Origin of the sequence: Pseudomonas sp. KD5 (assembly GCF_012932895.1) — a bacterium.
Classification (GTDB): Bacteria; Pseudomonadota; Gammaproteobacteria; order Pseudomonadales; family Pseudomonadaceae; genus Aquipseudomonas.
Window position 1 is genome coordinate 53,574 of the sequence record NZ_JDWJ01000006.1, and the last position, 20,866, is coordinate 74,439.

Annotated in this window: 24 protein-coding genes; 13 read left to right on the forward strand and 11 right to left on the reverse strand. The window is 59.9% G+C overall.

Annotated elements, in window-relative coordinates; all coding sequences use genetic code 11:
- Positions 1–162: 162 nt before the first annotated feature.
- Both AF70_RS14615 and AF70_RS14620 read left to right on the forward strand, forming a co-directional pair.
- A complete protein-coding gene (locus tag AF70_RS14615) occupies positions 163–771 on the forward strand; it encodes a TetR/AcrR family transcriptional regulator (RefSeq protein ID WP_019581426.1) in 609 nt (202 codons plus the stop codon).
- A 140-nt stretch (positions 772–911) separates the two neighbouring features.
- The gene (locus AF70_RS14620) at positions 912–1,457 is read left to right on the forward strand and encodes a DUF1003 domain-containing protein (RefSeq protein WP_028939384.1); all 546 of its coding nucleotides are present in this window, start codon (positions 912–914) and stop codon (positions 1,455–1,457) included.
- A 6-nt stretch (positions 1,458–1,463) separates the two neighbouring features.
- On the opposite strand, the gene AF70_RS14625 is transcribed toward AF70_RS14620, so the two are convergent.
- A complete protein-coding gene (locus tag AF70_RS14625) occupies positions 1,464–2,405 on the reverse strand; it encodes a LysR family transcriptional regulator (protein ID WP_032830960.1) in 942 nt (313 codons plus the stop codon).
- Positions 2,406–2,420: 15 nt separating this feature from the next.
- Between AF70_RS14625 and AF70_RS14630 the strand changes: the two genes are divergently transcribed.
- Both AF70_RS14630 and AF70_RS14635 read left to right on the forward strand, forming a co-directional pair.
- Positions 2,421–3,128 (forward strand): CTP synthase, encoded by a 708-nt coding sequence (locus AF70_RS14630; RefSeq protein ID WP_028939386.1) that lies wholly within the window; start codon positions 2,421–2,423, stop codon positions 3,126–3,128.
- Positions 3,125–3,448: an antibiotic biosynthesis monooxygenase gene (locus tag AF70_RS14635; RefSeq protein WP_019651741.1), complete on the forward strand. Its 324-nt coding sequence runs from the start codon at positions 3,125–3,127 to the stop codon at positions 3,446–3,448. Before AF70_RS14630 ends, AF70_RS14635 begins: the two co-directional genes overlap by 4 nt.
- Before the next feature lie 73 nt (positions 3,449–3,521).
- Here the strand turns inward: AF70_RS14635 and AF70_RS14640 are convergent, their stop codons facing one another.
- Positions 3,522–3,848 (reverse strand): DUF2025 family protein, encoded by a 327-nt coding sequence (locus AF70_RS14640; protein ID WP_019581430.1) that lies wholly within the window; start codon positions 3,846–3,848, stop codon positions 3,522–3,524.
- A gap of 236 nt (positions 3,849–4,084) precedes the next feature.
- Between AF70_RS14640 and AF70_RS14645 the strand changes: the two genes are divergently transcribed.
- From AF70_RS14645 to AF70_RS14655, 3 genes are all read left to right on the forward strand, one after another.
- Positions 4,085–5,212, forward strand: coding sequence for a glycerophosphodiester phosphodiesterase (locus AF70_RS14645; RefSeq protein WP_028939387.1), 1,128 nt, complete (start codon positions 4,085–4,087; stop codon positions 5,210–5,212).
- Positions 5,213–5,384: 172 nt separating this feature from the next.
- Positions 5,385–5,690, forward strand: a complete 306-nt coding sequence (locus AF70_RS14650; protein WP_007934833.1) for a PepSY domain-containing protein — start codon at positions 5,385–5,387, stop codon at positions 5,688–5,690.
- Positions 5,691–5,848: 158 nt separating this feature from the next.
- Positions 5,849–7,009: a GAF domain-containing sensor histidine kinase gene (locus AF70_RS14655; RefSeq protein ID WP_028939388.1), complete on the forward strand. Its 1,161-nt coding sequence runs from the start codon at positions 5,849–5,851 to the stop codon at positions 7,007–7,009.
- Here AF70_RS14655 and AF70_RS14660 read toward each other — a convergent pair.
- Positions 7,006–7,440, reverse strand: a complete 435-nt coding sequence (locus AF70_RS14660) for a hypothetical protein (protein WP_028939389.1) — start codon at positions 7,438–7,440, stop codon at positions 7,006–7,008. The two genes, AF70_RS14655 and AF70_RS14660, sit on opposite strands and share 4 nt — an antisense overlap.
- Before the next feature lie 112 nt (positions 7,441–7,552).
- Positions 7,553–9,178, reverse strand: coding sequence for a methyl-accepting chemotaxis protein (locus AF70_RS14665; protein WP_028939390.1), 1,626 nt, complete (start codon positions 9,176–9,178; stop codon positions 7,553–7,555).
- A 275-nt stretch (positions 9,179–9,453) separates the two neighbouring features.
- On the opposite strand from AF70_RS14665, the gene AF70_RS14670 reads away from it, so the two are divergent.
- On the forward strand, positions 9,454–10,476 hold the full coding sequence (locus tag AF70_RS14670; protein WP_019581436.1) for a transporter: 1,023 nt from the start codon (positions 9,454–9,456) through the stop codon (positions 10,474–10,476).
- A 274-nt stretch (positions 10,477–10,750) separates the two neighbouring features.
- A complete protein-coding gene (locus AF70_RS14675) occupies positions 10,751–12,367 on the forward strand; it encodes an inorganic phosphate transporter (protein WP_028939391.1) in 1,617 nt (538 codons plus the stop codon).
- A 112-nt stretch (positions 12,368–12,479) separates the two neighbouring features.
- Here the strand turns inward: AF70_RS14675 and AF70_RS14680 are convergent, their stop codons facing one another.
- A complete protein-coding gene (locus tag AF70_RS14680; protein ID WP_028939392.1) occupies positions 12,480–12,920 on the reverse strand; it encodes a multidrug/biocide efflux PACE transporter in 441 nt (146 codons plus the stop codon).
- Positions 12,921–13,009: 89 nt separating this feature from the next.
- On the opposite strand from AF70_RS14680, the gene AF70_RS14685 reads away from it, so the two are divergent.
- Positions 13,010–13,864, forward strand: a complete 855-nt coding sequence (locus tag AF70_RS14685; protein ID WP_028939393.1) for a LysR family transcriptional regulator — start codon at positions 13,010–13,012, stop codon at positions 13,862–13,864.
- Positions 13,865–13,980: 116 nt separating this feature from the next.
- Here AF70_RS14685 and AF70_RS14690 read toward each other — a convergent pair whose 3' ends face one another.
- The 3 genes from AF70_RS14690 to AF70_RS14700 form a co-directional block, all read right to left on the reverse strand.
- On the reverse strand, positions 13,981–15,216 hold the full coding sequence (locus AF70_RS14690) for an RNA polymerase sigma factor (RefSeq protein WP_028939394.1): 1,236 nt from the start codon (positions 15,214–15,216) through the stop codon (positions 13,981–13,983).
- Between the two features lie 76 nt (positions 15,217–15,292).
- A complete protein-coding gene (locus AF70_RS14695) occupies positions 15,293–15,637 on the reverse strand; it encodes a YciI family protein (protein WP_018926430.1) in 345 nt (114 codons plus the stop codon).
- Between the two features lie 98 nt (positions 15,638–15,735).
- A complete protein-coding gene (locus AF70_RS14700; protein WP_018926431.1) occupies positions 15,736–16,161 on the reverse strand; it encodes a nuclear transport factor 2 family protein in 426 nt (141 codons plus the stop codon).
- A gap of 139 nt (positions 16,162–16,300) precedes the next feature.
- Between AF70_RS14700 and AF70_RS14705 the strand changes: the two genes are divergently transcribed.
- Entirely contained in the window at positions 16,301–16,786 is a 486-nt protein-coding gene (locus AF70_RS14705) for an N-acetyltransferase (protein WP_028939395.1), read from the forward strand.
- Between the two features lie 19 nt (positions 16,787–16,805).
- A complete protein-coding gene (locus AF70_RS14710; protein WP_028939396.1) occupies positions 16,806–17,411 on the forward strand; it encodes a pyridoxamine 5'-phosphate oxidase family protein in 606 nt (201 codons plus the stop codon).
- 39 nt (positions 17,412–17,450) lie between these two features.
- Here AF70_RS14710 and AF70_RS14715 read toward each other — a convergent pair whose 3' ends face one another.
- The 3 genes from AF70_RS14715 to AF70_RS14725 all read right to left on the reverse strand — a co-directional run bounded on the left by AF70_RS14715 (position 17,451) and on the right by AF70_RS14725 (position 19,482).
- Entirely contained in the window at positions 17,451–17,939 is a 489-nt protein-coding gene (locus tag AF70_RS14715; protein ID WP_018926433.1) for a GNAT family N-acetyltransferase, read from the reverse strand.
- 316 nt (positions 17,940–18,255) lie between these two features.
- The gene (locus tag AF70_RS14720) at positions 18,256–18,750 is read right to left on the reverse strand and encodes a GyrI-like domain-containing protein (RefSeq protein ID WP_028939397.1); all 495 of its coding nucleotides are present in this window, start codon (positions 18,748–18,750) and stop codon (positions 18,256–18,258) included.
- 69 nt (positions 18,751–18,819) lie between these two features.
- Complete coding sequence (locus tag AF70_RS14725; RefSeq protein ID WP_028939398.1) at positions 18,820–19,482, reverse strand: LysE family translocator; 663 nt, start codon at positions 19,480–19,482, stop codon at positions 18,820–18,822.
- Positions 19,483–19,620: 138 nt separating this feature from the next.
- Between AF70_RS14725 and alaC the strand changes: the two genes are divergently transcribed.
- Positions 19,621–20,829, forward strand: a complete 1,209-nt coding sequence (gene alaC, locus AF70_RS14730; protein WP_007934798.1) for an alanine transaminase — start codon at positions 19,621–19,623, stop codon at positions 20,827–20,829.
- The last annotated feature ends 37 nt before the right edge of the window (positions 20,830–20,866 follow it).

Genomic DNA, 20,866 nt, shown 5'->3' on the forward strand with positions numbered 1-20,866 from the left:
TAAATGGCCAAGGCACGCACGCATCAGCCGAAGATTCAATTTCTCACTGTGCAGGATTAACAAAACATTACACTGCACAGTGTAGTTTCTAGGTTGCATCAAAGCCGATCACAAGTAAACTACCAAGTGTAATTCTCCACTTCTTCCTGCCGAAACGTACTTATGACAGCTCCACAGCGCCTCACCGACCGAAAACGCGAAGCCATCATCCAGGCGGCGATTGCCGAATTCCGTGCCAACGGTTTCGACATCACCAGCATGGACAAGATCGCCGCCACCGCCGGCGTGTCGAAGCGCACGGTGTACAACCACTTCCCGAGCAAGGAAGAGTTGTTTGCCGAAATCCTCAATCAGTTATGGACCCGAGTAACGGCCGAACAGGAAACGGCCTACCGCCACGACCTGCCCCTGCGCGATCAGCTGCGCCTGATGTTGCAGGCGAAATTGCAGATGCTGGCCGATGATAATTTTCTCGACTTGGCGCGGGTGGCGATTGCCGCCACCATCCACTCTCCCGAGCGTGCGCAGAACATGGTTGCCCGAATGGGTGAGCGCGAAGAAAGTTTGACCGTGTGGATTCGCGCCGCCCAGGCCGATGGCCGCCTGAAACAGGTCGAGCCTGAGTTCGCCGCGCAACAGATCCATGGGTTGCTCAAGTCCTTTGCGTTCTGGCCGCAGATCTCCATGGGCCAATCGGGCCTGTCGCCCGACATGCAGCACACCGTGGTGGAGTCGGCGCTGGACATGTTCCTGGCGTGTTATGCGTGCTGAATCAAGCTGCAAAAAATGACAATGTCCGCCGTTTTATCGCTGATCGGCCGCTCTGAATAAGAACCCGGTAATGTGTTTCTGAATGAGACTGACGCTGGAGCTATAGTGAGCCTCAGTCCCCGCCCCCTTCAGAGAGCATCATGAGCACTCCGACCCACGAAACCGAAACCGAAATCACCGGCCCCGTCGATCACCTGCGCTTCCATCGCCCTCACGCGCACCTGGCACCTACTTTCGGTACCGACCGTTTTGCCCTGCGCGCCGAGGCTTTTGCGCGGTTCTTCGGCACGCCGACCTTCCTTGGCGCCCAGACCTTGGTGGTGGTGATCTGGATTTGCCTGAACCTGTCCGGCGTAACCCAATTCGATGTGTACCCCTTCATCCTGCTCAACCTGGCGTTCAGCCTGCAAGCGGCCTACGCCGCGCCGCTGATTCTGCTGGCCCAGACGCGTCAGGCGGCGCGGGACAAAGCCCAGTCCGAAGCCGATGCGCGACATCGTGAAGCCTTGGCCATCGCCAACAGTGAACGTCAGGCCCAAGCCGCGCGGAACACTGCGCAACTGAAGGAGTTGCTGGAGCAAAACACCCGGCTCACCGAAATCACCAAGACCCTGACTGAGCGCATCGAAAGCCTGACCTCGGAAATGCATCAACACTTCATCGGCAAGGAGCCACCGAAGGTTTGATCCGACTCAAGGCAACTTCAGCGCCCGCCCCAACTCGTCGAACAATGTCACCACCGAGCGCAATGCGCGGCAGTCCGGGCGGGTCAGCAGCCACAGCGCGGTGTCGTAACCGTGCAGGGGCTCGGTCAACGGTTGCAGTCCTTCACCGATCAAAAAGTCCGGCAACGCCGCGACGCCCAGTCCAGCCCGCACCAATTCAGTCACCGACAACATGCTGTTGCAGCGATAACCGGGGGTAACGCCAGGCAACTGCTGGCGCCGCCAAGCGACGGTGGGGTGATCGGGCAGGAAGTCATCGGGGGCGATCCAGGTCAATGAGGCCAGGTCGTGGGATTCGACCGATTGCAGATAGGCCTCGCTGGCACAGACCCGGTAGGAAATGTCTGCCAATCGCCGGCCAACCAGATGCTCGGGCGGGGTGCGGGTCAGCCGCAAGGCGATGTCGGCGTCGCGGCGACTGAGGTTGGCGAAGTCGTTGGAGGTGCAGAGTTCAATAGTTAGCGCCGGATAAGACGGCATGAACCGCGCCAGTGCCGGTAACAGCAGACTTTGCAGGACCGAATCGGTACAGGTCAGGCGCACGGTGCCGCTGATGATTTCACCGCCCTGCTCCACGCCAATGCGCGCCGCCTCCAGTGCTTGTTCGGCGCGTTCAGCCTGCTCGGCCAGGGTCTGAGCCAACGTGGTAGGCAGGTAACCAGCGCGGCTCTTTTCGAACAGTTGCTGGCCCAGCGCGGCTTCGAGTCGACGGACCGCGCGAAACACCGTCGACACGTCGACCTTCAACAACGCCGAAGCCCGGGCCAGAGAGCCGCCGCGCACTAAAGCGAGGATCAGCGACAGGTCGGGATAGTCCAGCCGATAGTGCGTCGATGCATTGATCACTTGGGATAACGCCAATATTGATTGCGTGAACGCCAATTTATAGTCGGTGCCGGAAATCAACAAGCGTCGAGATCACTCATGGAAACCAACGCCATCCGCATTGCCCTGATCGGTGACTACGATCCACAGGTCACCGCCCACCAAGCCATCCCCGTCGCCCTCGGCATGGCCGCCGAACACACTGGCCAGAACGTTCAGTTTCAATGGCTGGCCACCGACCACATCACCGCCGATACGCCACTGGATGAGTTCGATGGTTTCTGGTGCGTACCCGCCAGCCCTTATCGCGACATGGATGGCGCGTTACGGGCGATCCGCTTTGCCCGCGAGCAGCAGCGACCGTTCCTCGGCACGTGCGGCGGTTTTCAGCACGCGGTGCTGGAATTCGCCCGCAACGTATTGGGCTGGGAAGATGCCGAACACGGCGAGACTTCGCCCGACTCGACGCGGGCGTTACTCACGCCGCTGACCTGTGCGCTGGTGGAAGCCGTCGACAGCATTCATTTGGTTGAAGGCTCATTGATCGCCAAGGCGTACGAAAATGCGGAGATTCGTGAAGGCTATCACTGCCGTTACGGTGTGAATCCCGAGTTTGAACGGCAGCTACTGACGCGACAGTTGCACGCGGTTGGCCACGATTCGGCGGGGGATCTGCGGGCAGTGGAGCTGAAGGATCATCCATTCTTTGTCGCAACGCTGTTCCAACCAGAACGCGCCGCGCTCAAGGGCCTGCTGCCGCCATTGGTCAAGGCGTTGATCGAGGCCTGTGTGAGGCAAAAATCATGATCGCCCAGACACCTGCAGCACCTTACTACGCAGTGATTTTCACCTCGCTGCGCACCGAAGGCGATCACGGTTACGAACAGGCCGCCGAACGCATGGTGGAACTGGCCCGTGAGCAACCCGGCTTCCTGGGCGTGGAATCGGCCCGGGGCGCGGATGGACTCGGGATTACGGTGTCCTACTGGGCCAGCGAAGCGGCGATCCTGGCCTGGAAGCATCACCCCGAGCACAGCGCGATTCGTGAACGCGGGCGATCGACCTGGTATTCGGCGTGTCATACGCGGGTGTGCAAGGTTGAGCGGGCCTATGCGTTCAAACAGTGAATGACCCGGTGATTCTGGAGACCGTCTTCGCGGGCTTGCCCGCGAAGACGCCAGAACAGCCACCACAAACCCCTCACCCCCGCACCAAACTCCTCACCGCCGTAATCTGCGGCACGTCCTGTCGATTCATGTACACCCGCAACGGCTCGGTGATGTTGATCCGGTCGTCGATGTTCTGGTCCAGCAGCAACTGAATCAGTTCGCGCTTGAGCGTCATGGTCTGCTCGGGGCCGGGTGCCCAGACGAACTCACTGGTAGGGATGATGCCGTCGTCGGCTACGTCCATGCCGAAAGCGTCTTCACTGAAGCGCACGATGTACTGGCCGGTTTTGCGATTGAGGCCGACGAAGCCTTTGAGTTGGTCGGCGGCCTGGCAAATGAGCTGGGAAGTGATGCGCATGGTAAACCTCACAAAAGGTCGCTAAGGACCGGTGATCGATGGTTTACACGCAGGGCAAGTGAACGGGTTTCCCTCTGCCGGGGAAACTGCAGGTGTGAAGATTACTGCAAAGAGCCGCACAAAAGCGTCGAAAAAATCTTCTTTAAACACGTTTATGTCGGTCTGGTGATAGCACAAGCGGCGCTCAGTTGTTAAAAGATACGTCTTTGAAAACTCATCGCAAAAGGACTTCGACCATGCCTGTCTCCTTCACCAAAAGCGCCCTGCTGCTGAGCCTGATGCTCGGCCTCGGCCAGGCACAGGCCACCAGCGAGCCAAGCCCCAGCGCACTGGCAACCCGCCTGGGCATTCCGCACCCGGCGGTGATCGCCCACCGTGGCGCCTCTTTCGATGCACCGGAATCCACCGCCGCAGCCTACAAACTGGCTCGTGACCTGGGCGCCGACTACCTGGAAATGGACCTGCAACGCAGCAAGGATGGTGTGCTGTTCGCCCTGCACGACAACAACCTGCAACGCACCACCGACGTCGCTACCAAATTCCCTGAGCGCAAGGACAGCCCGGCCAACGAATTCACCATCGCCGAACTGAAAACCCTGGATGCCGGCAGTTGGTTCAACACGGCGTACCCGGATCGCGCCCGTCCGGGCTACGTGGGTCTGAAGATCCTGACCCTGGACGAAATCATCGACATCGCCCAAGGCAATCCGCTGCACAAGCCTGGCCTGTACATCGAAACCAAAGAACCGAAGCAGTTTCCCGGCATCGAGCGCGATCTCAAGGATAAATTGCAGGACCGTGGCTGGCTGAGCCCGACGGGTTCCAAACTGGCAAAAAGTAATCTGGCGGTCGGCCAGGGGAAAGGCAAAGTCGTGCTGCAAACCTTCGAGAAGAGCAGCCTCGAACTGCTCGAGAAGGAGATGCCGCAAGTGCCGAAAATCCTGCTGTTGTGGGTCGGCGAAGGCAGCATCGAGCCGAAATCCAAAGTGACGTTTGCTGAGTCCGGAGACAAGGACAAAGCGACTTACTACGCCAAACAGGAACCGAAGGACAAAGCCGAATTCCAGCAATGGGTCGAGTACGCCAAGGCCCAAGGCGCTATCGGCACCGGGCCTTCTGCCGCGCTGACCAAGGGCGGCGATCAGAGCTATTCGGACCTGGTGAAACCGTGGATGAACCAGTTCACCCACGATCAGGGCATGCTGGTGCACGTCTACACCATCGACGATGCCGTGGATTATCAGAAAGTAACGGATGCCGGTGTCGACGGCATCTTCACCAATCGCGCCAGCGAACTGCTGAAGTTCTACAAGCGCCCGGCGGCGGCGAGTGTTGCGCAGTTGTTGCAGAACAACGGGTACTGATTGGCGCCAGGCACTGCACCGCGTCGTCCCCATCGCGGGCAAGCCACGCTCCCACAAGGTCTGCGCAAAACCTGTGAGAGCGTGGTTGCCCGCGATTGTTTTTTTAAGGGTGAATTAAGTTGCGCTGTTTAACCTGATCCCACTTAAACAGCTCCTCCAAGGAAAGAACTTGATGAAAACCTTAACTGCCCTGTTCACCGCTGCTGCCCTGACTCTCACCGCTGGCCTGGCCCAGGCTGACGTTCGCGTCGACCAGATCCCCGAGTTGGTCAAAAGCGGCAAGATCAAACCCCTGGAAGAAATGAACCAGGCCGCGCTGAAGTTGCACCCGGGCGCCACGATTACCGATACCGACCTGGATAACCACTTCAACGGTTACGAATATGAAGTGGAACTGCGTCTGGCTGACAACACCGAATGGGACGTGGACTTCGATGCCGCGACTGGCAAGGTCCTGAGCAACAAACAAGACAAGTGATTCAACTACAAAAAGCCGCACGACCTTCGGGTCGTGCGGCTTTTTTGCGTTCGGCGTAAGGCAAATCGCTGCAGTGATGAACGAAGTCGCGCCCTTTTGCGCAGGCCCGCTAGAATCCCTCAACACCACTCAGCATGTTGAAGCAGAGAACCACGGATATGGGGCAAACAGCGGCAGCAGACATCGCCACGATCAGCCGGATCAGCGCGGTGCCAGCAGTTCTTCAGGTGATAGGTGAGTTGACCGGTTTGCGGTTCGCGGCGGTGGCCCGCGTCATCGACAACACCTGGATCGCCTGCGCGGTGCTCGATCGACTGGATTACGGCGTGCAAGTGGGCGATGAACTGCAGCTGGTCTCCACGCTGAGCGACGAAATTCGCCGGGGCCAACAGTCGGTGGTCATCGACAAGGTCAGTGAAGACCCGCTCAGCCGCGATCATCCCTTCGAAAGCTACATCGCAGTGCCGATACTTCGCACCGATGGACGCTTCTTCGGCACCCTCTGCGCCCTTGACTCTGATCCTGCGCCGCTCAAGTCCAGCACGATCCGGAGCACCATGGAATCGTTCGCCCGGATGCTGGCGCTGCAGATCGAAACCGAAGAAAACCTGCAACGGACCGAAGCGGCGTCGATCAAGGAACGCAAAACCACTGAGCTGCGCGAGCAGTTCATCGCCGTGCTCGGTCATGATCTGCGCAACCCCTTGTTCGCCATCAGCGCCGGCGCCGAAATGCTCCTGCGCAAAGTCAAAGACCCAGCGAATGAGCAACGGGCGCGACATATCCTCACCAGCGCCCGGCGTGCGACCAAACTGGTCGACGACGTGCTGGACTTCGCGCGCGGGTCATTGGGTCGCGGCATCCCGGTGAATATCGAGCCGTGCCCGGATTTGGGGGATGTGCTGCGGCATGTGATCGCCGAGATCCAGAGCATTCACCCCAAGCGCATTATTCAGTCGTCGATTGGCGACCTGAGCGACATTCACTGCGATCGCGAACGGGTCGCGCAGTTGCTGTCCAACCTGCTGGCGAATGCCGTTGTCCACGGAGATCCCGACGGCACGCTCGAGGTCAGTGCGCAGGTCAACGAAGGGCACTTCATATTGAGCGTGAAAAACCACGGGCTGATTGCCGAGGATGCGCTGCAGCATCTGTTCCAGCCCTACTCGCGACCGACCGGCGGAACACCGCAGGCCGGCCTCGGATTGGGGCTGTACATTGCCAACCAGATCGCGCTGGCCCATGGCGGCAAACTGGAGGTGGAATCGACCGAGCCGCAGGGCACGACGTTTACCTTCAGCTTGCCCCCCAGGACTTAAGCGGTGGTGCTGACCACCGAACCCGACGTACTGCCACCCTCATCCTGCAACGCCTGCAACAACGCCGCCGTCACCGTCTGCATCGAAGCCGACGTGGCCGTAATTTGCGATTGAGCCGCTGCGACTTCCGCGGCCTTGGCTTCGCTGCTTTGCTGCTTGGCCTGGGCCGCTTGCAGTTGCTGCTGTTGCTCCTGCAATTGCTTTTGCAGTTCGGCGAGCTGCTTGCGCAGTTCTTTCACCGTATCGGACTCACTGCTGCTGGAACTGCTTTCGCTCGACGCGGCAGCACCACCGGCGGCAGCCTTGGTGGTGTCACTGGAGGTCTCGGTGGATGCCGCGACGGTGCTGTCTTCGGTGCTGTCGCTGATCGAAACCTGGCTTGAAGAGGTCGACAGGGTCTGGTTGATCGAAACGGAACTGATGCTGACCATGGGCGTTATCCAATATGCAGTTTGGGTAACTTCCGTCATCGTCAGGCGCGGCACGAACTTGAGAGCGACTGTGTACCGATTCGGTAACCGAATCGGTACACAACCCATTTCACTAGGCGCTCAACCGCGCCGTCACCTCATTCAATTGCCCTGACAGCCCATGCAGGTTGTGGCTGGCCGCTTCGGTGCGCTGCACGTTGTCCAGGTTGGTGCTGGCGATGCTGGTAATTTCGGTGAGGTTGCGCGAGATGTCTTCGGCCACTGAAGTCTGTTCTTCTGCGGCGGTGGCGATCTGGCGGTTCATGTCGCGAATGGCTTCCACGGCATGGGTGATCCGCTCGAGCATGGCGCCGGCCTGGGTCACTTGCTCGACGCTTTGCTCGCTGCGCGACTGGCCGCTTTCGATGGCCTGGGCCGCATCCACCGCACCGGTTTGCACGGTTTGAATGATCTGGTTGATCTCGATGATCGACGCCGCCGTGCGCTGGGCCAGGCTGCGTACTTCATCGGCAACCACCGCAAAACCACGCCCGGCTTCACCGGCACGGGCCGCTTCGATCGCTGCGTTGAGCGCCAGCAGGTTGGTTTGTTCGGCGATGCCGCGAATCACTTCCAGTACTTTGCCGATGCGCCCGCTGTCTTCTTCGAGGCGACGGATGACCGTGGCGGTGTTGGCGATTTCGCCACGCATTTGGGTGATGGTATGAATGGTGCCCTGCATGACCTTCTCGCCTTGCTGGGCGGACTGATCAGCTTCATCGGCCGCACGTGCCGCATCGGCGGCGTGGCGCGCGACTTCTTGCGCGGTGGCGGACATTTCGTTCATCGCCGTGGCCACCTGATCGGTGCGATTGAACTGCTCGTTGGTGCCGCTGGCCATAAGGCCGGCAATCGAGTTCAGCTCACCGCTGGCACTGTCCAGGTCCGACGCGCTGCGCTGCAAACGACTGAAGGTTTCGGCGAGGAAATCGCGCAAGGTGTTGGCGGCCCTGGCCAGGTTGCCCAACTCGTCCTGACGGGTGCTGGCCACGCGTTCGGCGAACCGGCCCTGACTGAGTTGCGCCACGTAGTCGATCAGTTTGCGGATCGGCTCCACCAGATTGCGGTTGACCAGCCACAGACTCAACAGGCCAATCAGTAGACCCGACAGCAGCATCACCACGAGCCCCGACACCACCGTCTGATCGGCACTGGCACTGATCAATTTCGATTGTTCGAAACTCTGCTTGCGCAGTTCACTGACCAGTTCATTCATCTGCTCGCTGGCAGCGCGGTCCACGCCCTTGACCGCATTGTCGCCCGCCGCTGGGTCGGCACCGGCCGCCACGTAGGCATCACGGCCCTTCTGATACGCCGCACCTAATACACGATGCTCCTCACGCAGGCGTTCGATGCGGGTCTTGAGTTGCGGCTCCATACCCTTCTGCCCGGCCAGTTCACCAAGGATACCCTGCACATTGCGTTGCCCCTCCTCGAACTGCTTCCAGTATTTGTCCAGGTCCGCGGGTTGCTTGCCGCGCAGCAGGACGTTTTTCCACTCCTGAACCTGCACCTTGAATTGCAGGTTGGCTTCATCGATCAATTGCGAAGTGTGCAACGGGCCTTCAATCAGATTCGCGTAGCTCTGAACGCCGTTGGACAGAAAGTGAAAGCAGGCCAAAGCGATCAACAACATCGCCAACAGGCTGCCACTCAACAGGGCGAGAATTTGTGCTCGAAGGGACTTTTGCAAAGACATCGGGAAGTACTCGAAACAGGAATGAGGCACGCTGATGAAGGCGTGAAAAGTATCCGGACATCCCTGTCTGCCACATTGGCCCTTGGCCGAAGGCGCGCAAACGTAACTCAAGCGTGATCGGCGTTCCAGAGCGGTTCTTGAGGAGAATCCGACCATCGGTATCGCAATCGTTTGCGTACACCTCGCCATCACAAAACCGTCATGAGCGCTTGCAATGATGGGGCTCAAGTGAACCTGTGAAACCCGCGACAGGCGCCTCCTCGCAGCGAGACTTCATGAACCACAGCATTGACCAACGCCATCGCGATTCCGACTTGTTCGGCCTGCTTTACGGTTTCAGTTTTCGCCCCGGCGAGCGCGGTCGAGAGATCGATTCGGCCAAGGCACTGCACTGCCTGCAACAACCGGACGACAGTGACGAGTTTCTCTGGCTGCACCTGAACCTGGCCCATGCGGCGTGCGAGCGCTGGATGAAAAGCCATCTGGAATTGCCCGACGAGTTTTTCGAAGCCTTGCATGAAGGGTCGCGTTCGACGCGCATCGAGCATGTCGATTCGGCGTTGCTGGCGGTGGTCAACGATGTGGTGTTCAACCTCAGCAGCATGGTTTCCTCGGATGTCTCGACGCTGTGGGTCTGCGCCCGCAGTCGGCTGATCATCAGCGCGCGCCTGCAACCGCTGCACTCGGTGGACAAGCTGCGCTCTTCGGTGAAGGCCGGTGAATGCTTTCGCTCACCGCTGGAATTGCTGGTGCATTTGCTGCGCGATCAGGGCGAAGTGCTGACGCAGATCGTGCGCAAGACCAGCCTCAGTGTCGATCAGATCGAAGATGAATTGCTGTCGTCGCGCCTGTCCACCAACCGTGCCGAACTGGGCGCCAACCGCCGGGTGCTGGTGCGCCTGCAACGGTTGCTGGCGCTGGAGCCGGGCTCGTTGCTGCGCCTGCTCAATCGCCCGCCGCAATGGTTGCAGAAGGAGGACGTCAAGGAGCTGCGCAAATCCACCGAGGAGTTTGCGCTGATCATCAACGACCTTACGGCGCTCGGTGAGCGGATCAAGCTATTGCAGGAAGAAATCGCCGCCAATCTCAACGAGCAGAGCAACCGCACGCTGTTCACCCTGACCGTGGTCACGGTGTTGGCGCTGCCGATCAACATCATCGCCGGTTTCTTCGGCATGAACGTCGGCGGGGTGCCGCTTGCCGGTGATCCGGAGGGGTTCTGGATTCTGGTGGCGCTGGTGGCGACGTTTACCCTGATTGCCGGGCGCTGGGCGTTTCGCAAGCGGCGCGATTATTAAGCAAAGTACCAAGGCCTTATCCCAATCCTGTGGCGAGGGGGCTTGCCCCCGTTGGGCTGCGCAGCGGCCCTTATCGGGTTTATTCATTCAAACCGCATTCTCTGGTTTTACGACTGCTTCGCAGCCGAACGGGGGCAAGCCCCCTCGCCACAGATATTTGCCTGCATTAACTTCTAGCCCCACAAAAAAACCAAACACTGACCCAGCGCAGCCTCACTGTAATATTTAGCAACGATCATGGCCGATACTCCTTCTCTGCTCAGGATTGTCCGGCATGGCTACGCCTTCTTTCACCGCCGCTACAAAGGCTCCCGCCAGCGGCGCCAGGCCGCAGTTCGATAAAAAACCCGGCCTGCTCACCTTCGTGATGTTCTTTGCCGTGCTGGGCAGCGGGCTGTTGTTCACCGCCTACAGCCTGATGCACGACATGAGCGAACTCGGCACGGTGGTCACCACCTGGACGCCGTTTCTGCTGTTGGGTGTCGCGCTGCTGATTGCTTTGGGCTTTGAGTTCGTCAACGGTTTTCACGACACCGCCAACGCCGTGGCGACGGTGATTTACACCCACTCCTTGCCGCCGAATTTCGCCGTGGCCTGGTCCGGGTTCTTCAACTTTCTGGGGGTGTTGCTGTCCAGCGGCGCGGTGGCGTTCGGCATCATCGCCCTGCTGCCGGTGGAGCTGATTCTGCAGGTCGGCTCCTCCGCCGGTTTCGCGATGATCTTCGCCCTGTTGATCGCCGCGATCCTGTGGAACCTCGGCACCTGGTGGCTGGGCTTGCCGGCCTCTTCGTCGCACACCCTGATCGGTTCGATCATCGGCGTCGGCGTGGCCAATGCCTTGATGCACGGCCGCGACGGCACCAGTGGCGTGGACTGGGCCCAAGCGACCAAGGTCGGTTACGCGTTGCTACTGTCGCCGCTGATCGGCTTCGCCTTTGCCGCGTTGTTGCTGCTGGCGTTGCGTGTCTTCGTCAAAAATCGCGCACTGTACAAGGCGCCGAAGGGTAATACCCCGCCACCGTGGTGGATTCGCGGCATGTTGATTCTGACCTGCACCGGCGTGTCGTTCGCCCACGGCTCCAACGACGGCCAGAAAGGCATGGGCCTGATCATGCTGATTCTGGTGGGCACGCTGCCGATGGCGTATGCATTGAACCGCACCATGCCGGCGGATCAGGCCTTGCAATTCGCCGCGGTGGCCGAAGTCACCCAGCAAGCCCTGATGAGAAACACACCACTGCCGATGCCCACCGATCCACGCCCGGTGCTGACCGACTACATGCGCAACAAGGAAGCCACCCCGCAACTGATCCCCGCCCTCGCCGCGTTGGCGGGCCAGATCGGTAACGAAGTGAAGGGTTACGGCTCGCTGTCGAAAGTCCCGGCCGAAGCGATGGGCAACGTGCGCAACGATATGTACCTGACCAGCGAAACCATTCGCCTGATGGACAAGAACAAGGTCGGAAACTTCGACACCGACACCACCGGCAAGCTGCAACTGTTCAAGCAACAGATCGACAACGCCACGCGGTTCATTCCGCTGTGGGTGAAGATCGCGGTGGCCATCGCCCTGGGACTGGGCACCATGGTCGGCTGGAAACGCATCGTGGTGACGGTCGGCGAGAAAATCGGCAAGACGCACCTGACCTATGCGCAGGGTGCTTCGGCAGAAACCGTGGCGATGCTGACCATCGGCGCCGCCGACATGTTCGGCCTGCCGGTATCGACTACTCATGTGTTGTCTTCAGGCGTGGCCGGAACCATGGTCGCCAACGGTGGCGGCTTGCAGATGAAGACCATCCGCAACCTGCTGATGGCCTGGGTGCTGACCTTGCCGGCGGCGATTGTGCTGTCGGGCAGTTTGTACTGGTTGTTCACCAAGCTGTTCTGACCATACACAACCTGTGTAGGAGCGAGGCTTGCCCGCGAAAGCGGTTTCACATTCAACGATGACTCTGACTGTGAAACCGCTTTCGCGGGCAAGCCTCGCTCCTACAGGTCATTCAATAGCCTTCGCAAGCCCTGCGCAGTAATAGCCGCTCACGCACCACGTCGTAGCCCCAGTGGTACACGTAGGTGTACGGCAGGAAAAACAGCAGCACGCCGATATCCAGCAGGAACGCCTGCCACAGGCTGATCTTCAGCCACCAGGCAATCAACGGCACCCCAAATGCCACCAGCCCGCCTTCGAACAACAGCGCATGCACCACGCGCACCCAGGCGTTACGCACAATGGCGAAGCGTTTGAGCACGCGGTCGAACAAGCCGTTGAAGACCACGTTCCAGGCCAGGGCAAGGGCTGCAATCGCCATGGTTGCCACGCCCATTTCCAGCATGGGTTTGTCCATGACCCAGGCCAGCAGCGGAGTACAGATCAGTATCGCCAGCAGTTCGAAACCGATGGCCTGGAGAATTCGTTCAGTGATGGATTTGTTAGCGTTCATGGCCAGACTCCCTGAGTGACTGTGGTTGCCATGATCTGCCATCACACCGATACTTCATAACCAATAACCATCGATCAAGGCGATAGTTCATGGCTTCCCACGAAGTGTTGCTGGCGTTTGTAGAGGCCGCGACCCAAGGCTCGTTTTCCGCCGCGGCGCGCAAGCTCGGGCGCAGTCAGTCGACCATCAGCGCCGCCGTGGCGAGCCTGGAAATCGACCTGAACCTTGTCCTCTTCGACCGCAGCAGTCGCAAGCCGAGCCTGACTCCGGCCGGGCACGTCATGCTGCAACGGGCCGAGGAGATTCTGGCCGCCACCAGCCGTCTGGAAATGACCGCCAGCCAATTGTCCCAAGGCATCGAGCCAAAGTTGACCGTGGCGATTTCCGACACTTACCAGTCCGACCGTTTCGAAGCGGCGCTCAGTGCTTTCGAGCAGCGGTATCCAGACCTGGAACTTGAATGCCTGATCGCCGAATGCGATGACCTGGTAGCACTGGTACAACGCGGCCGCGCGCACGTCGCCTTCGCTGAAATGCAGGACAGCTACCCGCCGGACCTGGTCAGTTCGACGGTGGACGAGCGCACGGAAATCGCCCTGTTCGTGTCCCACACGCACCCATTGGCGACGCTGAACGACATCGATCAGGACGTGCTGCAACAGCACCGCGAACTGCGTCTGGCGACGATCGTCAATCCGTATGAAAGCCGCGCGAAGGGGCGGGTCTGGTCGGCGCCGAGTTACCTGATGCTGCTGGAAATGGCTCAGGGCGGGTTCGGCTGGGCACCGTTGCCGCGATGGCTGGTGGGGCGGTTCGGGGCTGGTTCGTTGGTGGAATTGAAAGTGCGCGGCTGGCCGAAACCGGTGTACGTCGATGCGCTGTGGTCGCGTTTGCACCCGCCGGGGCCGGCGGGGAGTTGGTTATTGGGCAAGATGCTGGAATGAAGGTCCTGCGGACCTTATCGCGGGCAAGCCACGCTCCCACAGGATTGAGGCGATCACACCTTTGCGATTCGACTGTGGGAGCGTGGCTTGCCCGCGATGGGGCCATTGAAATCACATCACTCCAACGCCCGGAGCCGTCCCTCGATAAACCGCCGCTCCGGCACCTGCTGTGTCAATTCCAGCGCCCGCTGATACGCCGCTCGCGCCTCTTCCACCCTTCCCAACTGCCGGCAAAACTCTGCCCGTGCCGAATGCGCCAGGTGGTAATCCAGCAACTCGCCCCGGGCCAGAATCCCTTCGATCAACGTCAGCCCGGCCTGCGGGCCATCGCGCCTGGACAGCGCCGCCGCGCGGTTCAGTTCGATCACCGGCGACGGCACCGCCCGCAGCAGCACATCGTACAGACCGACAATCTGCGCCCAGTCCGTCTCTGCCGCCGAGGGCGCTTCGGCATGCACCGCGGCAATCGCCGCTTGCAAGCAATAAGGTCCGAAGCGCCGTGTCGTCAATGCCCGCTCAATCAAGGCGCAGCCTTCGGCAATCAGCTCGGCGTTCCACAACGAGCGATCCTGTTCATCCAGCACAATCAGCTCACCGCTCGCGGAGGTCCTGGCCGGACGCCGGGACTCATGCAACAGCATCAGCGCCAGTAGCCCCATCACCTCCGGTTCAGGCAACAACTCCATCAACAACCGACCGAGACGAATTGCTTCGCGCGTCAGGTCTTCACGGGTCAGCTCGCTGCCGACAGACGCCGAGTACCCTTCGTTGAACACCAGGTAAATCACCCGCAACACGCTGTCGAGACGCTCGGGCAGTTCCGTGAGGGTGGGCACTTGGTAAGGGATTTTCGCGTCACGGATCTTCGCCTTCGCCCGCACGATGCGCTGGGCGATGGTGGCCGGCGCCGAGAGGAAAGCCCGGGCGATTTCTTCCGTGGTCAGGTCGCAGACTTCACGCAGGGTCAGCGGCACTTGAGCGTCCGCCGCCAGCGCCGGGTGACAACAGGTGAAGATCAGGCGCAGGCGATCGTCTTCCACGTCTTCGTCACTCCAGTCGGCCTGCTCCAGCGCCTCCAGTTGAGCGATCAACAACGGCCGGGACGCGTTAAAACGCGCGCGCCGGCGCAACACATCAATGGCCTTGAAACGGCCGGTGGACACCAGCCAGGTGCGCGGATTGTCCGGCACACCGTCGCGCTGCCAGCGCTCGACCGCGACGAAGAACGCCTCGTGCAGCGCTTCTTCGGCGAGGTCGAAATCGCCGAGCAAGCGGATCAGGGTCGCCAGGATTCGCCGCGACTCGTCGCGGTAAACCTGCTCGACTTGCGCCCGTACCGATTCGCCCGGCATCAGTCCGGCATGCCTGGGGCCATTTTTCGCTGGACGGTTCGCACACTCATAAAAGAACTCCTGTTGTGATAGTTATTCAGACATTCAACTGGCGAACGGGCCGCACCTCGACGCAGCCGACCCGGGCCGCCGGAATGTTACCGGCGACCTGGAGGGCTTCATTGAGGTCTTTGGCATCGATCAGGTAGAAGCCGGCCAACTGCTCCTTGGTTTCAGCGAACGGGCCGTCGGTGATCGACATTTTGCCGTTGCGCATGCGCACGGTGGTCGCGGTCTGCACCGACTCCAGCGCTTCGGCGGCGATCATCCGGCCGCTGCCCTGGATCGACTCGGCATAGGCCATGCACTCGGCGTCGTTGGGGCTTTCGGGCATCGAGTGCAATTCGTGCTCGTTGCTGTAGACCAGGCATAAATACTTCATGGGACTCTCCATTTCAGGCGGCTTTGCCGTGACCGAACTGATCAACTATGGCTGTCGATTGGCGCTTTGGCGCTGCTTTCCGATAAACAGCCCGACCATCAGGGTTCCAGGTTGAACAGCGCCGCGCCGCTGGTCATATCGAACGGAGCCGACCAGTGTTCGTGGACGATCTGCCAGAGCCCTGCTTCCTGCCGATAGCACGCGGTGACGCGCATCCAGCAAGCCTGGGTTTCACCCTTTTCATTGGTGCCGCCGCAATGCGCCAGCCAGTGAGCGAAAGCGATCTCCTGCGACGGCACGACGTTGATTTCATGGAACTCGAAAATATGCGGGCCGGGGCACATCTCCATGCATTCCTGCCAATGCGCACGGTAGGCCGCCTTGCCCTTGAATTGCAGGGCTTTGACGGCATCGAAGGAGACGATGTCGTCGGCGTACAGGGCCATGACCTTTTCCACGTCCTTGGCGATGACCGCCTGACGGTAGTTCTCGATCAGGTTATGGATTTGTGTCTGAGCGTTCATGAGGGTTCTCCGTGTTTTTTGTTGAAGACACCTTTAGTCGTCTGGCAAAAAGCCAAATCGACAACCGAAATAAAAATAATCCATGGAGGCAAACTCGCTAGAATCCGAGCCTCATTTGTGTTGGAAAAAGGACACTCCAGTGACAGCCCGACTCGTGCCTTACGAAAGCCTGAACGCCTTGCAGCGCCAACAGGTCGAGGCCATCGAAATCCACGCCGAACAAATCAGATTCTCCGGTGACATCCACGGTGCATTGCACACCTTGCTGTCCAAACCGGGCCCAGGCGTCAAAGGCTTTGCCCTGCTGGCCGAAGAGGTTCCAGTGGCCTTCCTGCTGCTCAAGCGCCCGCCGGTGCTGCCGGCCTGGGCCGACGAACACAGCGCCACCCTGCACGCCCTGCAAGTCGATCACCGTGCCCAGGGCAAAGGTTACGGCAAGGCCTGCCTGCAAGCCCTGCCCGAGGTTGCGCGCCAGGCCTGGCCGGAGATCAAAGGGCTGGAGTTGTCGGTGGATGCCGACAATGAATCGGCCATCGCGCTGTATGCCAAATACGGTTTTGTCGACAGCGGCGAAGCGTACAAAGGCCGGATCGGTTACGAACGACGGATGGGACTGGTTTTCTGATTCATGGAGGGATGAACGAATGTTGAATTCAATCGAAGCACTGGAAGCGATCTACGGCCAGCCCCATGAGCGCGCGGTGCGCAAGCAGATCCCGTTTTTGAACGAGGACTATCAGGCGATGGTCCGCGCCTCGCCGCTGGTGATTATCAGCTCGGTCGGCCCCGACGGCATGGACGGTTCACCGCGCGGCGATACGCCGGGTTTTGTGCGGATCATCGATGAGCGCACGCTGGCGATCCCGGATCGCCCCGGCAACAACCGCATCGACACGCTGCGCAATGTCGTGCTCGACTCGCGGGTATCGCTGCTGTTCATCATTCCGGGGATCGGCGAGACGCTGCGGGTCAACGGCACGGCGCAGATCAGCGCCGAACCGGCATTGCTGGAGAGTTTTGCTGTCAATGGCAAACCGGCGCGCACGGTAATGCTGGTGACGGTGGAAGCGGCGTATTTCCATTGTTCGAAAGCGATTGTTCGTTCGGATTTGTGGAACCCCGAGCGCTACCTCGACCGCTCTGCCCTGCCGACGGCAGGGGCGTTTCACAAACGGCTGAACGATGGGCAGTTCGATGCCGAGACGTATGACCGGGAAGCACCGGCCAGGGTGCGCGATAGTCTCTATTAGAGGATTGGTCGTTACCACGCTCTGCGTTGGAACGATCAATCAGAGGGTGAGCACCATCTCATGCCACGCCATCCCGCCATGGTCGGACGCCGAAGGCTTGATGTAGACAAACCCAAACCCGGCATACAGTGCAATGTGCCGCTCTTTGCACATCAGGTGGATGCTTGCCTTGTTCAGTGCGCGCATGCGCTGGATGAATTCACCCATCAAGCGTTTCGCCAGGCCTTGCCCCTGATAATCCGGATGCACCACCACCGACATGATCACCACATGCGGGCCGGCCGGGTCGTGGCCGATCAGTTCCTTGAACGCCTCGTCCGACATTTCCACCTCGAACGCCGCACCGGAATTGACGAAACCGGCTACAACGCCATCCACTTCGGCGACGATGAAGCCCTCGGGCCAAGTGGCGATGCGGGTGGCGATTTTCTCGCGGGTGGCGGCTTCGTCGCCTTCGTAGGCAACGGTTTCGATGGCGTAGCAACGGTCCAGGTCAGCGGGAATGACGTGGCGGATGACGGTGTTCATGGCAGCTCGGAATCGGCGGGGGGAAAGGCTGGGATCATAAATTAATAAGGTGTTCATATCGATCACGACAAGTGCCGTAAAGCCTTCGTATAGGCACTTTCATTGCGCGTCTCCCGGGGCTATTTGTGTTGCCTGTCTCTAGTCACCATGAGGGGAATACACCATGAGCAGCGTCCAAATCGGTCTTCTTATGCTGTTGGGCATCAGCACGTTCGGCTTCGTTTCTTTGGCGATCGACCTGTTGCGGGCACGACGGATCAAGGGCAAGTAAGGCGTGATCGGCAGCGCGAAGCGGCTTCGCGCTGCCGTTTATTCATCAGGTTTTCTTTTCGACCGGGACGCAGATTTCCAGCTTGCCGGTATTGAGCTTGGGATTGAAATCGGCGCTGTAGCGTTCCAGCTCCGGGGCGTTGAGCCCTTTGTATTCGGAGGCCGGCAGCCAAGTGTTGTAGATGTAATCAATGGTCTGCGGCAACAGATCCAGCGAACCCTTGTGTTCGAACACCGCGTACTGACGCGGGAGGACTTCGATCCACGGATACTTTTCCTGCGGAAAGTCATCCAGCTTCCGGATTTCGACCCCGACCATGTAATCGAAACCGCCGTTGCCGTCGAAATTGCTGCAAACACCGTAGGTCACTTCGCCCTTCTGCCCCGGAATGTTTCCGATGTGCGGGATCAGTTTTTCCCACAGCGCAGGGATGTCCTGAATGGTCTCTTTGGTGAAGCGATCGCGAAAACCTGCAATCAGCAGGAAGTTTCCATGTTCGAAGCGAGGTTCAGCCACTTCGACGCGTTTTTGCTCATCCATGACTCGACTCCTGGGAACGAAAAAGGTGGGTTCGGCTGGGAGTATAGAAGCCAAACCCGATTCGCCCAGTCAGAGCCCCGGAAGCTGCCCGGCGGTGGGCGCACCGATAAACTCGTTGTAACCCGATAGAATCACGTAGACCGCGAAATAGCAGAAGATCGCGGCTGATGCCATATAGGAATAACGCAGCAGTTTGTCACCGAGCAACTTGCCGCCGTGGCTCGCCGCGAAGCACAGCGCGACGCACCAGAGAATTCCCGCGCAGAGAAATCCACCGAGAAACAACGCCGAGCTGAGGGTGCCGCCGCCACCGGAACGGGCGATCAACGTGCCGCCCACCGCCGCGAACCAGAGGATCGCGCTCGGCGACGACATGGCGAGAAAAATCCCACGGAAGAATTCCTTGCGATGGGAGTTCTGGCCGACCTCGGCGGTCGCCGCCAATTGCGCCTCGTGGTGGATCGCCGAATAGATCATCTTCGCCGCAAAGTAGATCAACAGCGCCGAACCGCCGATCCACAGCACCCAACGCACGGTTTCGTATTGCAGCAATACGGTCATGCCGGCCAGTGCCAGCACTGCGTAAATCAGGTCGCCGACGCAAGTCCCCAGCCCCAGGGCAAAACCCTGGAAATAGCCGCGCTGCATCGCCAGCGTGATCATCGCGATATTGGCCACGCCGATGTCCAGGCACAGCGAAAGGCTGAGCAGGAAGCCACTGGTAAATTCCATCAACCCGTTTCCTTCGGAAAATTTGTTTACGTAGAGGCTGGACAGTTTGCCATACCTGCCCTTACATTCCGCCACAGGCCACCGCAGTGGCCAGCGTCGCTCGGACGGTTCCGGGCGCTTACGTTATTCGAGGCAACAATGGCCGAACAAGGTTCGCCGCGCCGCTTTGCGCGCATAGATCGACTCCCCCCTTACGTTTTCAACATCACTGCCGAGCTGAAGATGGCCGCCCGTCGTCGTGGCGAAGACATCATCGACTTGAGCATGGGCAACCCCGACGGGGCAACGCCGCCGCACATCGTGGAAAAACTGGTCACCGTCGCCCAGCGCGAAGACACCCACGGCTACTCCACGTCCAAAGGGATTCCGCGCCTGCGTCGGGCGATTTCCAATTGGTACAAGGATCGCTACCAGGTTGATATCGACCCGGAAAACGAAGCCATCGTCACCATCGGTTCCAAGGAAGGCCTGGCGCATTTGATGCTGGCCACCCTCGACCAGGGCGACACCGTGCTGGTGCCAAACCCGAGCTACCCGATTCACATCTACGGTGCGGTGATTGCCGGTGCCCAGGTGCGGTCGGTGCCGCTGATCCCTGGCGTGGATTTCTTCGCCGAGCTGGAACGGGCGATTCGCGGTTCGATCCCGAAACCGAAAATGATGATCCTCGGCTTCCCGTCCAACCCCACTGCCCAGTGCGTGGAGCTGGACTTCTTCGAGCGGGTGATCGCCCTCGCCAAACAGTACGACGTTCTGGTGGTGCACGACCTGGCCTACGCCGACATCGTCTACGACGGCTGGAAAGCCCCGTCGATCATGCAAGTGCCCGGCGCCAAGGACATCGCGGTGGAGTTTTTCACCCTGTCCAAGAGCTACAACATGGCGGGCTGGCGCATCGGCTTCATGGTCGGCAACCCGGAGCTGGTCAACGCTCTGGCGCGGATCAAGAGCTACCACGACTACGGCACCTTCACCCCGCTGCAGGTCGCGGCCATTGCGGCGCTGGAAGGCGATCAGCAATGCGTGCGCGACATTGCCGAACAGTATCGCCAGCGTCGCAACGTGCTGGTCAAAGGCCTGCATGAACTGGGCTGGATGGTCGAGAACCCGAAGGCGTCGATGTACGTCTGGGCCAAGATTCCCGAGGCTTACGCGCACTTGGGTTCGCTGGAATTCGCCAAGAAACTGCTGGCCGAGGCCAAGGTTTGCGTCTCGCCGGGTGTCGGGTTTGGTGAGTACGGGGACGATCATGTGCGCTTCGCGCTGATCGAAAACCAGGACCGGATTCGTCAGGCCGTGCGCGGAATTCGCGGGATGTTCCGGGCGGATGGGTTGGTCACCAAATAACCCCCTGTAGGAGTCGCCCACAAAAAAACCGCATCGC